Source organism: Rhizobium sp. BK491 (genome assembly GCF_014194925.1).
Classification (GTDB): Bacteria; Pseudomonadota; Alphaproteobacteria; order Rhizobiales; family Rhizobiaceae; genus Rhizobium.
Genome location: NZ_JACIAR010000009.1, coordinates 1 through 12,965 on the forward strand (window position 1 = coordinate 1; position 12,965 = coordinate 12,965).

At 58.2% G+C, this 12,965-nt stretch carries 12 protein-coding genes and 1 pseudogene; 7 read left to right on the forward strand and 6 right to left on the reverse strand.

Going from position 1 to position 12,965, the window contains the following annotated elements:
- Positions 1–191, forward strand: a pseudogene (locus FHX05_RS30250) (hypothetical protein); the annotation flags it as partial.
- 93 nt (positions 192–284) lie between these two features.
- Here FHX05_RS30250 and FHX05_RS26025 read toward each other — a convergent pair.
- The 4 genes from FHX05_RS26025 to FHX05_RS26040 all read right to left on the reverse strand — a co-directional run bounded on the left by FHX05_RS26025 (position 285) and on the right by FHX05_RS26040 (position 5,843).
- The gene (locus FHX05_RS26025) at positions 285–3,359 is read right to left on the reverse strand and encodes an efflux RND transporter permease subunit (RefSeq protein ID WP_112339113.1); all 3,075 of its coding nucleotides are present in this window, start codon (positions 3,357–3,359) and stop codon (positions 285–287) included.
- Between the two features lie 9 nt (positions 3,360–3,368).
- The gene (locus FHX05_RS26030; protein ID WP_246699108.1) at positions 3,369–4,490 is read right to left on the reverse strand and encodes an efflux RND transporter periplasmic adaptor subunit; all 1,122 of its coding nucleotides are present in this window, start codon (positions 4,488–4,490) and stop codon (positions 3,369–3,371) included.
- A 503-nt stretch (positions 4,491–4,993) separates the two neighbouring features.
- On the reverse strand, positions 4,994–5,467 hold the full coding sequence (locus FHX05_RS26035; RefSeq protein WP_183875457.1) for a VOC family protein: 474 nt from the start codon (positions 5,465–5,467) through the stop codon (positions 4,994–4,996).
- 127 nt (positions 5,468–5,594) lie between these two features.
- Positions 5,595–5,843, reverse strand: a complete 249-nt coding sequence (locus FHX05_RS26040) for a hypothetical protein (protein ID WP_162708032.1) — start codon at positions 5,841–5,843, stop codon at positions 5,595–5,597.
- Between FHX05_RS26040 and FHX05_RS26045 the strand changes: the two genes are divergently transcribed.
- From FHX05_RS26045 to FHX05_RS26070, 6 genes are all read left to right on the forward strand, one after another.
- Complete coding sequence (locus FHX05_RS26045; RefSeq protein ID WP_246699109.1) at positions 5,829–7,604, forward strand: tetratricopeptide repeat protein; 1,776 nt, start codon at positions 5,829–5,831, stop codon at positions 7,602–7,604. The genes FHX05_RS26040 and FHX05_RS26045 overlap by 15 nt on opposite strands.
- A 116-nt stretch (positions 7,605–7,720) precedes the next feature.
- Entirely contained in the window at positions 7,721–8,257 is a 537-nt protein-coding gene (locus FHX05_RS26050) for a GNAT family N-acetyltransferase (protein WP_183875459.1), read from the forward strand.
- A gap of 161 nt (positions 8,258–8,418) precedes the next feature.
- Positions 8,419–9,447 carry an ABC transporter substrate-binding protein gene (locus tag FHX05_RS26055; RefSeq protein ID WP_183875462.1) on the forward strand — a complete coding sequence of 343 codons (1,029 nt, stop codon included), beginning with the start codon at positions 8,419–8,421 and terminating at the stop codon, positions 9,445–9,447.
- Positions 9,448–9,452: 5 nt separating this feature from the next.
- Positions 9,453–10,502: an iron ABC transporter permease gene (locus tag FHX05_RS26060; RefSeq protein ID WP_183875463.1), complete on the forward strand. Its 1,050-nt coding sequence runs from the start codon at positions 9,453–9,455 to the stop codon at positions 10,500–10,502.
- Entirely contained in the window at positions 10,499–11,260 is a 762-nt protein-coding gene (locus FHX05_RS26065) for an ABC transporter ATP-binding protein (RefSeq protein WP_112606121.1), read from the forward strand. The genes FHX05_RS26060 and FHX05_RS26065 overlap by 4 nt, the downstream gene beginning before the upstream one ends.
- Positions 11,261–11,418: 158 nt before the next feature.
- Positions 11,419–12,186 carry an SDR family oxidoreductase gene (locus tag FHX05_RS26070; RefSeq protein WP_112606118.1) on the forward strand — a complete coding sequence of 256 codons (768 nt, stop codon included), beginning with the start codon at positions 11,419–11,421 and terminating at the stop codon, positions 12,184–12,186.
- 46 nt (positions 12,187–12,232) lie between these two features.
- On the opposite strand, the gene FHX05_RS26075 is transcribed toward FHX05_RS26070, so the two are convergent.
- Together FHX05_RS26075 and FHX05_RS26080 are read right to left on the reverse strand one after the other, a co-directional pair.
- Complete coding sequence (locus tag FHX05_RS26075) at positions 12,233–12,676, reverse strand: type II toxin-antitoxin system VapC family toxin (protein WP_183875465.1); 444 nt, start codon at positions 12,674–12,676, stop codon at positions 12,233–12,235.
- Entirely contained in the window at positions 12,673–12,939 is a 267-nt protein-coding gene (locus FHX05_RS26080; RefSeq protein ID WP_183875467.1) for a type II toxin-antitoxin system prevent-host-death family antitoxin, read from the reverse strand. Before FHX05_RS26080 ends, FHX05_RS26075 begins: the two co-directional genes overlap by 4 nt.
- Between the last annotated feature and the right edge of the window lie 26 nt (positions 12,940–12,965).

A 12,965-nucleotide genomic window follows, 5' to 3' on the forward strand; every position in this document is an offset into this window, starting at 1 on the left:
AAGCCAGCCTACATCATCGCATGGTCATGCTGGAGACGCGCCCATCAGGCTGCCGCTCGACAAGCTCACCTGAAAACCAAAATGCAACTGTAATGGTAGAGCATTTCCAGGAAAAGTGTAGAGCGGTTTTCCGTCCGGAATTGCATGAAAACAAAGAGATAGAGCGGTTTAGAGATTCCGTGAAAAACTAAACCGCTCTAGCTCGAAACCTTTGACAACTGGAGCCGCTTGACCAGGCGGGATTGGCCGGATCATTGCAACGGCCGTCTCGGCGGCCGGCACGCTCAATGTGCAGGCGCCGGCTCTGCCTCGGGCGCAGCCTTCTTGTGATGGTCAGCCGCGAGCAGCATATAGACCGCAGGCACGACGAAGAGCGTGAACAGCGTTCCGATGGCAAGACCGGCGGCAATCACAAGGCCCATGTTGAAGCGGGCGACAGCGCCTGCTCCGGTCGCCAGGATCAGCGGCGCAACGCCGAGAACCATAGCGCCTGTCGTCATCAGGATCGGCCGCAAGCGGATGGCGCAAGCGCCTTCGATGGCTTCGCGCTTGGTCTTTCCTTCGGCCTGCAACGTGTTTGCCACCTCGACGATCAGAATGCCGTGCTTGCTGATCAGCCCCATCAGCGTCACCAAACCGACCTGCGTATAGATGTTCATCGAGGCGCCGCCGATGCCGAGGCTGATGAAGGCGAGCGCGCCTGCGATCGACATCGGCACGGACACGAGGATGATGAACGGGTCTCGGAAGCTGTTGAACTGCGCCGAAAGCGCCAGGAACACGATGATCAGGGCGAGCGCGAACGTCGTCGCCATGCCGCTCGATTCCTGCACATATTGGCGCGACTGTCCACCGTAGTCGACCGAGTAGCCTTGCGGCAATGTCCGCGCCGCAATCGACTTCAGCGTATTGAGCGCATCGCCGACGGCAACACCGGGCGCCGGCACGCCGGAGATCGTGGCCGAGTTCAATTGCTGAAAGTGCGCGACCGAGCGCGGTGTGGCCTGAAGTTTCGCGGTCGCAATCGCCGAAAGCGGGATCTTGTTGCCGTTCACGTTTGCGATCGGATAGTTCATGATCTGATCGATGGTCTGGCGTGACCGCTGCTCCACCTGCGGAATGACCTGATAGGAACGGTTGTCGATACTGAAATAATTGACATAGCCGCCGCCCAGCATGGAGGCGAGCGCCGAACCGACATTGTTCATAGACAGGCCGAGGGCCGAGGCCTTGCTGCGGTCGATCTGGATCGAATATTGCGGATTATCGACGTATAGATCCTTCGTCAGGAAGATGAACTCGCCGGATTTCTGCGCTTCCTGCAGGAAGGCGGTGGAGACCTCGTTGAGCTGTTCGAAACCGCTGGTGCTGCCGATGGCGAATTGCACCGGCAAGCCGCTTGCGCCAGGTAGCGGCGGTATCTGGAAGACCACCGCCTGGCCGCCGGCAATTTTTGCCATGTCGCCCTGCACCAGTGGCTGCAGCTGATCCGCCGTTCTCGTGCGCTGGTCCCAGGGCTTCAGCACCATACCCTCGAATGAAGTACCTGGCGCCTCGACCTGCAGGGTCTTGTCGGTCTCCGGGAAGCTCTTGAAGATCTTGGTGACCTGGTCGGAATTGAGCAATTTCTGTTGAAGCGTCGCGTTGGGAGCGTTGGTTACCTGCGCGCCGAGGAAGCCCTGATCCTCGTTAGGGGCCAGTTCGTTCTTGGCACTGGAATAGAGGAAATAGATGCTGCCCAGCACGATGGCGGCGAACAACAATGTCACCGGCACGGTGTTCAAGCTGCCGTGCAGCATGCGTACATAGGGTCGATGGATTTCCGAAAAGCGGCGGTCGATGAAGTCGGAAATACGCTCTTCCCAGCCGCTGCGATCGGTCAGGTGCGGCTTGAGGATGCGCGAGCACATCATTGGCGTCAGCGTGAGCGCAATGATCATGGACACGGTCACGGCGCCGACCAGGGTGAAAGCGAATTCCGTAAACAGTGCGCCCGTGAGCCCTCCCTGGAAACCGATCGGCACGTAGACCGCGATCAGCACCACCGTCATGGCCAGGATCGGCCCGACCAGTTCGTGCGCCGCATCCAGCGCCGCCCTCATGGGTGTCGATCCCTCTTCTATGTGACGATTGACGTTCTCCACCACGATGATGGCATCATCGACGACGAGGCCGATCGCCAGAACCAGGGCGAGCAGCGTCAGAAGATTGATCGAGAAGCCGAAGATCAACATCATCGCGAACGTGCCGACCAGCGACAGGGGAATGGCGACGACGGGAATGGCGACCGATCGAGGTGAGCCGAGGAAGGCGAAGACCACGAAAATGACGATCACGAGAGCCTCGACCAGGCTCTTTACGACCTCATCGATGGAGGTCGTGACGAAGGTGCTGGAATCATAGACGATGTAGCCTTCGAGCCCCTGCGGCAATTGCTGCTCAATACCCGGAAACACCGCACGCACGCCGGCGATCACGTCGAGCAGGTTGGCGGTCGGGGCGATCTGGATGCCCATGAACACGCCGTCCTGCCCATCGAAGCCGATCTGGACGTCGGGATTTTGAGATCCGAGCGCAACGGTCGCGACATCCTTCAGCCGCACGATCGTGCTGCCGATCTGCTTGACCACCATTTCCCTGAATTCATCCGTCGAATGCAGGTCGGTCCTGGCCGTCAGCACCGTCTGCGTCATCTGGCCGCGCGTGGTGCCGATGCCGGAGATATAATTGTTGGCGCTGAGCGCGGTCCAGACATCGCCGGCCGACAGGCCATAGGCGGCAAGCTTGTCCGGCTGCAGCCAGGCTCTCAAGGCAAAGGTTCGCGCGCCGAGGATTTCGGCCGTCTGAACGCCGTTGACCGCCTGCAATTTGGGCTGGACCACGCGCGTCAGATAGTCGGTGATCTGGTTGCTGGCCAGAACGTCGCTTCGGAAGCCGATATACATGGCGTCGATCGACTGGCCGATGGAAACCGTCATGATCGGCTGCTGCGTCCCCGTGGGCAGTTGATTGAGAACGGAAGATACCTTGGCGTTGATTTCGGTCATCGCCGCATCGGCGCTGTAGTTGAGCCGCAAGTTGACGGTGATGGTCGACGTGCCGCTGGTGCTCGTCGAGGTCATATAATCGATGCCGTTGGCCTGCGCGATGGCGTTTTCGAGCGGCGTCGTGATGAAGCCGGCAATGACGTCGGGCGCCGCGCCGGGATAGGTGGTCGTCACCGTAACGACAGCGTTCTGGGTCTGCGGATACTGGCGCACGGTGAGCGAACGGAACGACTGGTAGCCGATCACGATAATCAACGCGCTGACCACGAGGGCGAGAACGGGGCGCTTGATGAAGATATCGGTGATATTCATCGCTACACCTCAGTTGGGGTTCGCCGGGTTCGCATTGGGATCGCTCGACGGCTGGACTTCGTTGTTGATGATGACGGGCGAGCCGTTGTTGAGTTTCAGCTGGCCTGACGTGACCACCACTTCGCCCGCATTCAAGCCCTTGGTCACGGAGATCTGATCACCCCGCGCCTGCCCGGTGCTGACGAACTTCTGATTGGCGACAAGCTGCGGCTTTCCATCCGCCCCGTTGCCCTTGTCGGTCACCACGTAGACAACGTTGCCATAAGGATTGATGGTGACGGCGGTCTGCGGCAGGGAGATGTATTCCTTCGGCTCCCCGACCACCACCGTTATGTTGCCGAACATGCCCGGCAGCAGCTTGCGATCGGCATTGGGGAAGGTTGCCCGGATGGTGATGTTGCGGCTCTGCGTATCGACGAGCGGGCTGATCGCCGTGATCTTGCCGTCGAAAGTTTGGTTCCCGTAGGCATCGACCGTCGCCGTTACCGCTTGGCCGACCTTCAGCTGTGACAGAGCCTGCTGCGGCATGGAAAAATCGAACTGAATCGGATCGAGCGACTGCAAGGTGACGACTGCGGTCCCAGCCGAGAGATACTGACCGAGGCTGACCAGCCTGATGCCGAGATGGCCATCGAAGGGAGCGCGGATCGAATATTGATCGATCAACGCCTGCTGTGACGCGACCTGCGCCTGCGCCGCCTTCCATGTCGCTAGATCACTGTCGACCTGGCTTTGCGCGATGGTATTCGCCTTGATCAGCTTGGAATCGCGATCATAGGCGATCTGCGCATTGGCCATCGTCGCCTTGTATTGTTCAAGCGTCGCGATCTGCTGATCGGCAAGCAGCTGCACGATGAGATCGCCCTTCTTGACGTCCTGGCCGTCTTCGAAGCCGATCTTCTGGACGATGCCCTGGACCTGCGCCGAAAGATTGGCGCCTTCGACGGCATTGAAGCTGCCGATCGATTGCAGCGTCGTCTGCCATGGGCTCGCTGCCGCGGTGATTGTCGAGACGGTCTGCGGTGGCGCCTTGAGATTAGCCAGGTAGGCCGCAATCATGCGATTCTTGAATGCCTGGAAGCCGAAGATCCCGCCAAGGATCAGGCCTATGACGATCAGCATGATGATCATGCGTTTTATCATGAGTGTCAGCTCTACTCTTCGGAAACAGGTCGGGAGAAATTCTATTGGTGTCGGCGCAACGGGATTTCACGGCAATTCTATCAAAAACCCGCCGGCGCCGAGACAATCGCAAGCATATGGTAGCCCGCGGCCAATCTCTGTATGGAAAGTAGCCTTTATCAAGGCTGACAGGTTCGATCAGCCAAGTTCCTTGGCTGCTGCGCCTGTCACGCGGATTTCGCCCGCTGAAGACGACACTGACCTTACAATGATTCCAGCTGGCGGCGTTTCGTGCGGCCATCCTCTGCAAACCTCACCAGTCAAACGCCAACGGCCGCCGCTTCACTCGATCAAGGATAGGTTGCCGATATCCGATCTACAACAGCCGGCTGCATATTCCTGAAACCATATTTAATGGAGTCTTGAATAAAAGCAATCATGACGTCGACGCCGCCGACTTCACAAACTGCCGCGGCATCGACGATCCAAGTATTGAGGAAGGGCTTCGCGCGTCAGCCTCGGCGTGCCGCTTCGATCGCGGCCACATCGATCTTCCTCATGGTCATCATCGCGTCGAAAACCCGCTTTGCCTGATCGCCGCCCTCGCGCAGCGCTTCCATCAGAACACGCGGCGTGATCTGCCAGGAGACACCCCATCTGTCCTTGCACCAGCCGCATTCGCTTTCCTGGCCGCCATTGTCGACAATGGCATTCCAATAACGATCCGTCTCTTCCTGATCTTCGGTGTAGATCTGAAATGAAAAGGCTTCGTTGTGTTTGAACATCGGACCTCCATTCAAGCCGACGCAGGAAACACCCGCAACCGTGAACTCGACGACCAGCACATCGCCTTGCTTGCCCTCCGGATAGTTTCCCGGAGCGCGAATGACGGCACCCATGGCGCTATCTGGAAAAGTCTCGACATAAAAATTGGCGGCGGCCTCTGCGTCCTTGTCGTACCACAGGCAAATCGTGTTCTTTGCCATTGTTCTCATCCTCCTGCTCTCCATTTCCCGATTGTTGAAATAGGCGCGAGATCGGATTGCGCCACCCTCATCGATGCCATTTCGGCTGGGCAATGACCGTTTTCCTGTCGTAACCTCGGCACCCTTCTCAGACTGAAATAATTTGCGTGCGGCGCGGTTGTAATGACGCCATATTGGCAGATGCCGCAACCTTGAGTAAATGATGGGGAACGGGGCCGTCGCCGTTGATCAATTCATGATCGATCTCCGGGTCGGAAACGCGCAGGAAATCGAAAAGCGGTTGTTCCGGCATTCTGGCCGCAACTACTTTTTGGATATTTCGGTTCGCGCCAATATGGTTGAAGAGTGGGAACAATAAAAAATGGACAGCTTGCAAAAGAGCCTGCTTTTTCTCCTCTCACCATGCCTTTTGATTTGCATGGAGACTGCTCGCGCTGCCGATAGCGTGACGATTCCAGGATACGCTCCCAAAACGGGCGTCGAATACGTCTATCGCTCTCGCAAGACCACCTCCACCGACATGTCCTTATGGTTCAATAAGCCGGCCGCGATCATACGTGGAGATTTCCGTCAGCGTATGACGGTCGTCTCGCGAAATGCAAATAGTATGCAGGTTCGCTGGTCCCTCAGCGCGGATCTGCCGCAAGGTGCCGAAGGCGCCGCCGATTCCTACGCAATGAACGCCCTCTACGGAAATTCATTGTCGGTCTATGGTATCCGTCAACTGGAATATGAAGCGGGGTTGAACGGCTTTCCAAATAGACTGGTCGGATTCGACGCGATCCTCCGTAACATACAGAATGCGGCCGCAGTTGGACCAGACGGCCTTGTCGTCGCACCGCAAAGCAGCCTCACAAATATTATTGACGGTATAAAAAGCAATCCGCTGCTGGTTATTCATAATCTCGCACCGGAAGCGGAGCTGCTCGCCACCATACAGCAGGAGGACGCCGCGACATACGATGTCGGCCAAACGGGAACGGTGGCGACGATGGAATATTCGCGGGGCATGCCTGTTCCTGCCACCATAGAATGGAAGCTCGAAGCCGCGGATTTGGCCAATCAAACAGCCACTTTCAGCCTCAAAAAAGCCTATGACAAAGTGGCGTTCCAACAATCGCAGGCATCAGCCGTCGAGGGAGTGATCGCAAGCTTTGGCGAAAAGGCCAAGCAGCTTACTGGCGAGCAATTGGCTGCCGCCAGAATTGCCAGCAAAAACGTGACGATGGCATTCATCGTGTCCCTGCGCGACGGCTCGACACTTGAAGCGCTGGAAACAGTTGCTGCGGAAAGCGGCGGCATAAAGACTACCGCAATGAGCCATGTCTGGCGCGAGGACCTGCCGGCAAGTCTGCCCGAGCTGTCGAACTGGAACAGCCAGGCCATGTTGCCATCCGCTGTTGCTCTGCAGCCAGAGCCCGATACCAATTCCGCGACAGCCAAGTCGCAGCTTTTCGACAGATCGGCGATCGAGGAAGGACAGGCCGCCTATGATAGCGGCAACTACGCCGCCGCGCTGCGCTACTGGAAGCCGCTCGCCGATCAAGGGACAGCGGTCGCGCAATATAAGCTCGCCGGGCTTTATCAGTTCGGTTTAGGTGTCGATCGAGATTCCGCCCTCGCTGTCACCTATATCCGCAAGGCAGCGGAGCAAGGTTGGGCGGAAGCGCAAAGCAGCCTTAGTGATCTCTATGCCGTCGGCCGAGGTGTTCCGCAAGATTATGAGCAAGCTGTGATTTGGGGCCGTAAAGCGGCTGAGCAGGGGCTCGCTGTTGCTCAGTATAATCTGGGATACAGCTACGAAAGCGGCCAAGGCGTTCCCCAGGACTATGCGCAAGCGTTGATTTGGTATCGCCGTGCCGCCGATCAGGACTTTGCCACGGCCCAGTACGCCCTCGGTCTCCTATACGACCAAGGTCTGGGCGTTCCCCAGGATTACGGTCAAGCGATCGCCTGGTATAAAAAAGCCGCCGACAAGGGCCTGGATGTGGCCCAAGGCAATCTCGGCAACATGTATGCAATGGGCCATGGAGTTGCGCGGGATCGGGACGAGGCAATCAAATGGTTCCGTAAGGCGTCCGACCAGGGACTCGCAACTGCTCAAGAATCCCTGAAAAGGCTAGAAAAGCAGGAATAGTCGCGTCTTTTCTTCTTTCGGTGGTCCTGAGTTATTCTTCCTAGCGCGCTCTGCAACAAAGTCAGTGCGCGGCCCGGTCCTTTCATGAAGTACGCGAATATGAAAGACGAGGTCATATGAGAAACATCGGATCGCAGATCGAAACGTCGCGGCTGCTGCTCCGTCCCTCGCGTCTATCCGATACTCCTGCTCTGTTCGAATTTCTGGGCGACAAGGAAGCCATGAAGCATACGCATGCGGACGTGACGCCTGGCGAATGCCGTCGCAGGATCGCGGTTCACGAATGGCGCCGGCGGCGCGATGGATATGCACCCTGGACCGTTGTCAGAAAGAATGATGCAAGAATCATCGGCTGGGGCGGCTTGTACGACGATCCGTTTGACCCAGGCTGGGGCTGCGAAATCGGATACTTTTTCCGTCGGGACGCCTGGGGATATGGATATGCATCGGAATTGGTCGCCGCGGCACTGCATTTTGCCGACAGGGAGCTGCGGCTTGGCGAAGTCCGCGCCTTTGCCCATCCTGAAAACACAGCTTCCAGGAAGATCTTGGCAATGGCAGGTTTCGGGATCGTTCGCTTCGTTCCTGAGATGAATCGCCTGCTCCTTTCCAGAGCCCGGCGTGAGGACAACATAGTAGATCGAGACCGATGAGAATTACGTCTTCTCTCGAGAATGCGTGACGGGGCAAAGTTTACAAACGCGCGTCGTATAAATAATATGACTTTTTTTCTCTTGTTTTGACTCGGTGACAAGGCTATATCGCGCACGCGCCTTCGCTCGATCTCGTCGACAACAGTCATCAGGATACTTTCGTGACCATATTGAAATCAGTTTTGGCCGTTTCAGCTCTTTGTGCGACCCTTGGTTTTGCCGCGTCAACAGCCTTTGCCGCTTCGACCAGCTATCCGTTGACCATCGATAATTGCGGCACCAAGGTCACGTTTCAGAAGGCTCCGGAGCGCGCGGTCGGGCTCGGCCAGAATAGCGCCGAAATTCTTCTCCTGCTCGGCCTCGAAGACAAAATGGTCGGCACCGCTTTCTGGCCCAACAAGGTTCTGCCGCAGCTTGCGGAAGCCAATTCCAAGGTCAAGCTGCTGACGGTCGAGTTCCCGACCTTTGAATCGATCCTCTCGGAAAATCCTGATTTCGTTACAGCCGCCCTGCCGACCCTTATGGGACCAAGCAGCAAGGTGGCAAAACGCGAGGACTTCGAAAAGCTCAATATTCCGACCTATGTTTCCCCCAGTATGTGCCCAGCCCAGGGAGCCTCTCAGGACAAATACGGCTATGCCGCCCGTAGCCAGATCTGGAACATGAGCACGCTCTACCAGGAAATCGACGAGCTCTCGCAGATTTTCGACGTCCGCGACAAGGGCCAGGCTCTGATCACGGATCTGAAAAAGCGGGAAGAGGCACTGCGCGTCAATGCGCCGAAGGATGGCAAGAAGCTCTCCTATGTCTTCTGGTTCTCCAGCCCATCCCCATCTGCAGATGCCTATGTCGGCGGAAAAAACAGCCCGTCGGGCTATATCGCCGACCTTCTCGGCGGAACCAACGCCATCAAAACCGATGCGGAATCGCCGCAGCTCGGTTGGGAAAGCATCATCGCTAGCAATCCCGACGTCATCGTGGTCACGCAGGTCGACCGCAATCGCTGGGAACTCGACAAAGTCCAGGCAAAGATCAAGTTCCTGACGACCGATCCGGCGACCAGCCAGATGACGGCGGTGAAGAACAAGGCCATGGTGATCATGCCCGCACAGGCGATGAATCCGAGCGTGCAGACAATCTTCGGCGCCGAACAGGTGGCTGAGCAGTTGAAGGTACTCGGCCTCAGGTGAGCATCGTGGCGGAAACCAGTAAGTCCGGTCGCCTTTTGCCGCGGGTCGTCGCCCCTGCCGGACTTTTTCTGGCGTGCCTTGCAGCGATCGCGCTGGTGGTCGGCATCAGTGTGGGGATCGGCGATATGCCCATCCCGCTTTCCACCACCTATTTCGCCATCACGAACAAGTTTGGCTGGACCTCGGTCGAGCTCAACCGCATCCATGAAACCGTCATCTGGGAATATCGGCTGAGCCGCGCTTTGGTTGCCGTATTCTGCGGCGCGGGTCTCGCGCTTTGCGGCGCGATCATGCAGTCCATGCTGCGCAATCCCTTGGCCGAGCCTTACGTGCTCGGCATCTCCGCCGGCGCCTCCACCGGCGCGGTTGCTGTCGTTATTCTCGGGATCGGAGCTGGCGCCGTTTCGCTCTCCGCCGGTGCCTTCGCCGGTGCTTTTGCGGCCTTTATCCTCGTCGCCGTGCTTTCGAACGGAGCACGCGGTGGCCCGGACAGAACGATTTTGGCGGGAGTTGCCACGTCGCAGCTATTCAATGCAGCGACATCCTACGTCGTCACCACCTCCGGCAATGCCCAGCAGGCGCGCGACGTTATGTTCTGGCTGCTTGGAAGCTTCAGTGGTGTGCGCTGGCCGGAATTTGCACTGGTGTCGATTGTCGTCGGATTGGGTCTGATCGTCTGCCTGTTCTATTCGCGTCTGCTTGACGCTTTCGCTTTTGGCGACGAGGCGGCCGCCTCGCTCGGCGTAAATGTCGGCCGCACCCGTATCATTCTGTTTGCGCTGACCGCGGTCATCACGGCAACCATCGTCAGCATGGTCGGCACGATCGGCTTCGTCGGTCTGGTCGTCCCGCATGCGGCGCGCTTCGTCGTCGGACCGCTTCACATCCGGTTGCTGCCTGCCTGTGCAATTACCGGCGCCATCTTCATGGTTCTCGCCGATATTGCCTCCCGCATCCTTATTCCGCAGCAGGTTCTGCCGATCGGCGTGGTCACGGCGCTGGTCGGCGTTCCCTTCTTCTCCGTCATTCTCTACCGGCTCCAGCGGGCATCATGAGCATAAAGGCCGACAATATCACCTGGAAAATCGGCGCGAAGACCGTTCTCAACGGCGTCTCTTTCGAGGCGCCTGCAGGCAAGATGCTTGGTCTCCTCGGGCCGAACGGCTCCGGCAAGACCTCGCTTCTGCGTCTGCTTGCGGGGCTGAAACGGCCGAACTCCGGCCGCATCACCCTGCAAGAGAAGGATCTGCAGCAGATGTCCCGCCGCTCCATCGCAAGGCGTGTCGCTTTCGTCGAGCAGCACAGCGCAACCAATGCCAATCTCAGGGTCATCGATGTCGTAAAGCTCGGCCGGTTTCCGCATCGCTCGATGTTCTCAGGCTGGACATCGGCAGATGACGAGGCCGTGGAAGACGCTCTCGAGCGCGCCGGCATGAAGGAGAAACGCGAGGACCGATGGCAGAGCCTGTCGGGCGGCGAAAAGCAGCGCACTCACATTGCGCGGGCTTTGGCACAGTCGCCGAAGGAACTGATCCTCGATGAGCCGACCAACCATCTCGACATCCAGCATCAAATCGGTCTGATGCGCTTGGTTGCCGGCCTGCCCGTAACCAGCATCATCGCTCTCCACGATCTCAACCATGCCGCGATGTTCTGTGATCAGCTGATCATCATGCAGCAAGGCGGGGTCGTGGCCTCCGGAGCCCCGGAAGACGTGCTGACGGAAGATTTGCTGAGAAATGTCTTTGCCGTTGAGGCAAGGATCGAGACCTCTCCTCACCACGCCCGGCCGCACATTCACTATCTGCGCTGAGGGGAAATTCGGAATCTGTTCCCCTGATCATCCTTGCCTCGAACTGCAACCGAGCGCATCTTTCGCAATGACCCTCGGCATCTCCGAGAGTTTTCATTGGCATCGGCAAAGGGTCGCATCGGCATCGATTTTGCGCGTGCGGCGGATGGGGGAAATGCGTGACGGATAGGCTCAAGGGCAAGATTGCCATCATTTCGGGCGGCGCCACCGGCATGGGCGGCGCAGCGTCGCGCCTGTTTGCGGCGGAAGGCGCCAAGGTGGCGATCATCGACAGAAACGGCGACGCAGCGGCTGCGACCGTGCGCGAAATCCGAGACGCCGGCGGCGTTGCCGACCACTGGGTTGCCGATGTTTCGAATGAGGCGGCCGTCAATGCGGCGGTCAAAAGCATCGAAGACCGCTTTGGTGCGGTAACGGTGCTCTTCAATCATGCCGGCACCATCGTCATCAAGCCGTTCCTCGAAACGACGCTTGAGGAATGGGAATGGCTTCATGGCGTCAACGTCCGCTCGATGTTCCTGATGACCAAGGCCGTACTGCCGGGCATGATCGCAGCCGGCGGCGGTTCCATCGTCTGCACCTCGTCGATCTCGGCTGTTGCCGCAACCCCGATGGAAGTTCTCTATGACACGACGAAGGGAGCGGTGCACATGTTTGCCCGCGCCATCGCAGTCGAGTTCCGCGATCGCAATATCCGCTGCAATGCCGTATGCCCCGGCTTCATCCGCACGCCGCATGGGCTGCGCGAAGTGGCGGAGTTGCAGGCCCTTGGCGTCGATGTCTCGGATGCGGCAATCGCGGCCCAGCAAGGGCGGATCGGCGAACCCGAGGATGTAGCGCGGGCCGCCCTCTATCTTGCCTCCGACGAGTCCAACTTCGTCAACGGCATCCATCTCTTCGTCGACAACGGCTTTACCGCCATCTGATCACCGACGCAGTGGTAAAGCCACCAAACATTCTGTCGAGACGGCGTCAGCGCCCCACCTGATCCGGTGACTTGACGGCTACGCCGAAGGGCAGGAAGTGTTTGAGATTGGCGGTGATCACGGTCAGCTTGTGAATGCTTGCCGTTCCCGCGATGATCGCATCCGCCGTGCGAGGAGTATGTCCCGCGATGACTGCTTTCGCCTCGAGCCTCCCGGATTCAAGAGCGATGTCCTTGTCGACGGGCAGGATGTGATCACCATAGCCGGCAATCAATCCTTGCAGCCAGGTATGAATTCCCGCAGCCTTTGCTTTGGCGCCTTTTGCTTCCAACAACCGCACCCCCTTTTCGATCTCGTGGATCGTCAGGACTGAAAGGTAGACTGCATCCTGCCGATCCTGTTCATCCACCCATTCGGCAAAAGTATTCGATGCGCTGGCTTTGGACGGAGCGAACATGGAGATGGCGTTGGTGTCGAGAAGAAAGCTCACAAATCGACCTCGCGAGATGGAGCGGGATTTCTGGAGAAAACATCCTCGGTGGGATCGAAATCAGCCGGAAAGGTCTTCAGGTATTGAACCAGGCTCGGTCGGCCCTTCCGGATCGCTTTTTTTGCCTCTTCGGCTGCCTTCACGCTGACAACGACGGCTGCGGCACGCCCATGACGGGTAATTGTTACAAACTCACCGGCCGCAGCCTGATCGATGACATGGGAAAACGACGCCTTGGCATCCTTTAAGCTGATCATTGTCATGGCAGGCTCCTAAAAGGGTCACTTAT

Bases quoted from the DNA above. Each gene is read 5' to 3' on its own strand.
- FHX05_RS26080 (WP_183875467.1), bottom strand. From the start codon at position 12,939: ATGACAATGATCAGCTTAAAGGATGCCAAGGCGTCGTTTTCCCATGTC.
- FHX05_RS26050 (WP_183875459.1), top strand. From the start codon at position 7,721: ATGAGAAACATCGGATCGCAGATCGAAACGTCGCGGCTGCTGCTCCGT.
- FHX05_RS26035 (WP_183875457.1), bottom strand. From the start codon at position 5,467: ATGGCAAAGAACACGATTTGCCTGTGGTACGACAAGGACGCAGAGGCC.
- FHX05_RS26030 (WP_246699108.1), bottom strand. From the start codon at position 4,490: ATGATCATCATGCTGATCGTCATAGGCCTGATCCTTGGCGGGATCTTC.
- FHX05_RS26065 (WP_112606121.1), top strand. From the start codon at position 10,499: ATGAGCATAAAGGCCGACAATATCACCTGGAAAATCGGCGCGAAGACC.
- FHX05_RS26045 (WP_246699109.1), top strand. From the start codon at position 5,829: ATGGACAGCTTGCAAAAGAGCCTGCTTTTTCTCCTCTCACCATGCCTT.
- FHX05_RS26025 (WP_112339113.1), bottom strand. From the start codon at position 3,359: ATGAATATCACCGATATCTTCATCAAGCGCCCCGTTCTCGCCCTCGTG.